We start from the raw sequence: 5008 nt of genomic DNA, 5'->3' as shown, positions 1-5008 counted from the left end.
CCCCCATCTCCCTCCCCCCTACCTCTTTCCCCCAGTTGCGAATCAATGGGGTTTTGCAACACATCATCGAGGCGAGTTAGATTTCCTTCCATCTCTTGTAGGTCGCTTCCCAGGTTGATGAGGTTTGTTATCGGCTGGAAAAAACTTTGCATTAAAGCCATAAAGGCTATTAACATGCCGATGGTGATGGTACCATCTATGACTCGCAAACCCCCCACGGCTAAAAGTAACATGGAAGCGATCGCTGACAAGAAATCTGGTAAAACTCCTAATGTCTGGTTTGTTGTTTCTAATTCCTGTTTGGTGTTAATGGCTTTGGCATAGTAACCCGCCCACCGAGAAAAAAAATCTGACTCTAATCCTGAGGCTTTGATTGTTTCTATACTTTGGAGGCCAGAAATTCCCACACCGCTAACTTTTCCGTATTCCTGCATCAGTCTGGTGTTGGCATCCACCCGCCGCCCTCTTACCCACTGTAAGGCGGCGAGGTTAACAGCAACAAAGGCAATGGCAATTAAGGTCAACACCACATCATATTGCAGCATCACTAGTACATACAGAAATATTGACGCTGCTGCGATCGCAGTTGTAGCTAATTGACCAGAAAGCATATTGGCGATACTATCATTGAGTTGCACCCGGCTGGTGATTTCCCCTGCAAATCGCTGGTCATAAAAACTCATGGGTAGGCGAAGAATATGCCACAGAAATTTACTCTTCATGCCCACTGACAATTTAATTTTCAACTGACGCAAAAACTGTAACTGTAGCAGAGTCAAAAATGCTTTGAGTCCAGCTGTGAAAATCATCCCTAAAATTAACGGACGCAACCATTCATCCCGCTGTTCAATTAATACGTTGTCTACAAATATCTGGGAGAATGCAGGTATGGCCAATCCAGGAATCACTAGCAAAAATCCCGCCACCACGCAGTAAAGTAATGCCCCAATGGAACCTCGCAGTCGCGACCACAAAGCAAGGATAGTGCTGGGTTTACGTCCCCCCCGTTGGAACTCGGAACTCGGTTCTAAAAGCAGTACGATACCTGTGTAAGCACCGCTAAATTCTTCAACAGAAACACTGCGCCGTCCAGTAGCCGGGTCATTGAGATAAACTCGCTGTTTGCCAAATCCCTCCACCACCAGAAAATGGTTAAATTTCCAAAATACAATGAAGGGAAATTTCAACTCAGACAAAGTAGCCAAGTTAACTTTATAGCTCTTAGCAATTAATTTATAGTTTCTAGCAGCCTTCAAAATATTTAAAGCGCTAACTCCATCCCGCGACACACCGCAGGCTTGGCGCAGTTCTGTCAACGGCACAATTAGACCATAGTAAGCCAAAATAATCCCCAAAGCAGCAGCGCCACATTCTACTACCTCCATTTGCAGCAGCGTCGGAGTACGACACCGCTTGTTTTTAATCTTTAGTAGGCTTTGGAAATTTTGCCACAGCAGCATAAAAAGTGGGATTATCATTTGGGGTTACCCTACTTTCAATAAACCCCAGTCCAAGATCGCAAAATTGGCAGGATAAATGTAATGGGGGCACGTTCTTCGACGGTAACTTGTACAGAGGTCGTAGTTCCAGAAGTTACTTTCATTGCCGGCCCTTGGGAAGAAGACCATTTATAGCCGCTGACTGTGGAAGGGTCTAGTTGCAGTCCGGCGTTAATGAGAATCTGCGGCCCTTGTGACATTAAGTCTTGGACGAATTCGGAATTGCCTACTACGCTTAATGCAGCTTCTTTGGTTACAGGAAATGCTGAAACATTTGTGACGTTACCAATGATGCCACCGAAGCGTTGTCTTTGTACTGTTGTAGGTGTAATTTGTAACTTCATTCCTGGTTGAATTTGTTTGCCATCACCAACGGGAAAAAATGCTACAGTTTCCAGTTTAGCCGATGGCTTTTGTGCGGCGATCGCTCCTATGGGTGTACCCTGTAAAACAACCTGCCCCGGTGTTGCTGAGATTTCTAAAACACGTCCAGAGTAAGTACTTTTAATTAAGCTGTTGGTCGATAATTGCAATACTAATTGGGTAATGTCCCGCCGCACTTCTTCAATTTCTTTTTTGCGTGTGGTTACGGCTTCTAAGTCTTGTTGGGCTGATGTGGCTTCTTTACTATCTAGTTGCTTTAACTGGGTTTCTAAATCTTTAATGGAGTTGAGATTTTCTAGATATTGGCGTTGGGCGTCTGCTTCTTTAACATCTAGTTGCTTGAGTTGGGATTCGGCTTCGTTAATTTGTCTAACAGCACTTAAATAATCTTGCTGTGATTGTAGTACTGTATCACCAGAGATTGCTCCCTCTTGCAATAATCGCTGGCGGTTGTCTAATCTTTGTTTAAAAGTCGGCAGTAGTTCCCGCAAAGATTGTAGGCTTTGTATTTGGTTGGCGCGATCGCGTTGAATAGAGTCTAGCCCTTTTTCTCTTAAAATCGGCGTTAACTTTTGTACTGTTTGAAGATTTTGCTGCAAAGATTGGCGTTGTTGTTGAAGTGCCTGCCGGTCTGCATTTTGTCGGAGTCGTTGCAGCAAGTTAGCTTCTCGATCTTCTTGCTGTAGTTGCTCTAATTTAGAACGTACTAATTGTAGCTGTTTGGTGAGTTCGCTTTGGTCTAGGGTTGCTAACACATCTCCTCTGTTTATAAAGTCGCCTACCCGCACGTTAACCGTTCGCAATCTGCCAGCAATGGGTGACTGAAATGAAGTAACTGTGCTGGGATAAACTATAATCCCAGTACCAGTAACCGTAATGGGAATTCGACCTAAAAAACTCCAAGTAAACCCAGTCACCACCAAGGAACCAACAGCAATTAAAGGTAGCCACCTTTTTGGGCTGACTACCTGCATAATTCGATCTAATTCTTCAGGTGAAGAAGCACGTTCTAAAGCTTCTTTACGGAATAGGTTACTTTTTTGGCTAGTCACCGAATACCATCCCAATTTATATGGGAGTCAAAAGAAGGAACAATTTACAAGCCCCTTTGAGGCCAAAACAGGCACTCTTGTGGGTGGCTTAAATTTTCAGGGGTTACCTGTTGCCCGTTAAGAGATAAAGATTCAGAGTCAAATTTTAACAGCTTAAACCATATTTCTACTGAATTACTAGGATACCTCGAACTGAGTTTTTTTTGTTTAGGGAACTCCAGAAAATAAATTATTCCGGTTCCCGTCGTTGACTGTTAACTGTCAACAATCAACAGTTAACAATAGACCTCTTGCAATCAATCGCTTTTTGGACTCTTGTGGTCAAAGGGATACATCTTTATTGGGGAAAGGGAAAATACCAAACATGCACTCCCTTTCCCTTTTCCCTACTTTTGCAAGAAGTCTAATCTTCTGTGGAATATTTTTTTACTTGTAAGTCCCTTATTTGGCAGTCCCTTAGGGTCGATGACTGCGGCGGATTTCTGTAATTTGATCTGCCACATCCAACAGAGATTTCGGCATTTCTGGCCCTGTGAAAATGATATCGACATGGGGAGGACGTTTTGCCAGAAAGGCTAAAACTTCAGTTTCCGGAATTAAACCAAAGTCCATCGCTAAACTTAACTCATCTAAAACTACGAGAGAATACTTGCTTTCATTTACTATCTGTTGTGTATATTGCCACAAGTTTTTCAGAGCTTGGTTTTCTGTTTCGTCGAGATGTGGTGTATCAATACAACGAGGTAAATCACAGCGAATCCAATCTAGATTTTGTCCTAGTTGTATTGGTCGTTCGTGTCCTTGACGGATACCTCCTTTAAGGAACTGCACTATTAATACTGGCGTGCCTTGTCCAGCAATTCTCAATGCTTGAGCCATCACACTCGTAAAAAAACTTCTATGAGAACTAGTAAAAACTTGTATTAGTCCTTCAACTGGATATGGTAATGTAACGGTTGAATTTATACTCGGCGTTTCTAGTTGGGCGACCATAGGTAAAGTTCAAAAATTTACAATATTTTACAGACTATTACTTAAGATTAGTGATTAGGAATCTACTTGTATAATCAATCTATTTTTCACAGGTGCAGTGGTTTGGGCAATTTGCATTCTTAGTCAAACACTACCTTTGTGTTGAAGTCAAGAGTTATTTGGATTTAATTTTTAGTTTGGGATCGGAAATTTTAGTAAAAATGATAACAAATAAGTTACAGTTACAATCACTTAGAAAAGCTAGAAGTAGCGGCTGAAAGTCTCCAGATATGGGTTTTTCTGATTATTTATATTCACCAGACTTGTAAAGTAGTAAATTTGACACAATGAGGAGTGAATTTTTGTGAGATTAGTGATTCTGGGAGGTTCGGGATCGGGTAAAAGTACTCAAGCACAAAGGCTTTGCAGATATTTTGACATTCCTCTGATTTCCACAGGTGAGATTTTACGAGAAGCCATATCTGGTGGCAAGTCGTTGCCGAACTTCCAATGGTCGCCAACCGATTCCCGGACTTATGTTTCTGTTTACAACAGCCTCAATGAATTAGGCCACCATGCACGTCCATACGTAGAAAAAGGAGAATTAGTTCCAGACGAAATGATTATTGAATTAATCGGAATTCGTCTCAGACAACCAGATATTAACTGCGCTTGGGTATTGGAGGGCTATCCCCGCACTGCTTTTCAAGCCGAAGAATTAGATTTTTTATTAGATAATTTAGGACAAAAACTCGATTGGGCGATTTATCTACAAGTTCCAGAAGCAGTTATGGTTAGCCGATCCTTGGGGCGATCGCTACCAGACGACCAGCCAGAAATCGTACAACGCCGTATAGAATTATTTTACGATCGCACCATCCCCATCCTAGAATATTACGACCGTCGTCGCCGCCTGTTAACCATCAACGGCGACCAATCACCGGAAATGGTACAGCAAAATATTTTGACTCTGCTTTCTGTTCCCTAAAGATGGATTGGGGAGGTGGGGAGGTTGGGAGGTGGGCAATACTGCTCAGGTTTTGGATTTTAAACTGGAATTTGGTTTGGGGAAAAGGTGAGCCAGCGCGGTCTTGGGGGTTT

4 protein-coding genes are annotated in these 5008 nt (G+C 42.5%); 1 reads left to right on the top strand and 3 read right to left on the bottom strand.

Annotated elements, in window-relative coordinates:
- From GNE10_RS31990 to GNE10_RS31980, 3 genes are all read right to left on the bottom strand, one after another.
- On the bottom strand, positions 1-1478 hold a 1478-nt coding region (locus tag GNE10_RS31990), incomplete at its 3' end, for a cysteine peptidase family C39 domain-containing protein (protein ID WP_260447118.1).
- Positions 1479-1495: 17 nt separating this feature from the next.
- Positions 1496-2935: an NHLP bacteriocin system secretion protein gene (locus GNE10_RS31985; protein ID WP_185569995.1), complete on the bottom strand. Its 1440-nt coding sequence runs from the start codon at positions 2933-2935 to the stop codon at positions 1496-1498.
- A 456-nt stretch (positions 2936-3391) separates the two neighbouring features.
- Positions 3392-3928 (bottom strand): P-loop NTPase family protein, encoded by a 537-nt coding sequence (locus GNE10_RS31980; protein ID WP_185569993.1) that lies wholly within the window; start codon positions 3926-3928, stop codon positions 3392-3394.
- Positions 3929-4271: 343 nt separating this feature from the next.
- On the opposite strand from GNE10_RS31980, the gene GNE10_RS31975 reads away from it, so the two are divergent.
- Positions 4272-4895, top strand: a complete 624-nt coding sequence (locus tag GNE10_RS31975; RefSeq protein ID WP_185569991.1) for a nucleoside monophosphate kinase — start codon at positions 4272-4274, stop codon at positions 4893-4895.
- Positions 4896-5008 lie beyond the last annotated feature (113 nt).

The sequence above is a fragment of the Nostoc sp. 2RC genome (assembly GCF_014222165.1).
Lineage (GTDB): Bacteria > Cyanobacteriota > Cyanobacteriia > Cyanobacteriales > Nostocaceae > Nostoc > Nostoc linckia.
The sequence above is the reverse complement of the archived record's forward strand: the minus strand, read 5'-3'. Positions and strand labels throughout refer to the sequence as shown.